1 protein-coding gene is annotated in these 267 nt (G+C 50.6%); it reads right to left on the reverse strand.

Annotated features, from left to right (window positions below):
* On the reverse strand, positions 1–267 hold a 267-nt coding region (locus RYX56_RS22770; RefSeq protein ID WP_317124176.1), incomplete at both ends, for an SPASM domain-containing protein.

Here is a 267-nt window from a genome sequence, read left to right on the forward strand (position 1 = left end):
CGGTTACAGCATATGTCCTCGAGCGGGAACCGCCGCAAATTTTATTATATTCACAGATACCGCATTTGCCTTTATAGCGATCAGGTTGGCGGAGCTCCTTTAATACCTTTGATTCACGGTAAATGTCAGCAAGCGGGGCTTCCCGGACATTGCCGCAAACGATTGGCAGCAGGCCGCTTGGCAACACATCCCCAGTGTGGGAGACAAATACGAAACCATTGCCGTCATTTACACCTTTAGGGGCGCGTTTTAAGCCATCGTGCATCG

This window comes from Alkalihalophilus lindianensis, assembly GCF_032843265.1.
GTDB classification, from domain to species: Bacteria; Bacillota; Bacilli; order Bacillales; family Bacillaceae_D; genus Alkalihalophilus; species Alkalihalophilus lindianensis.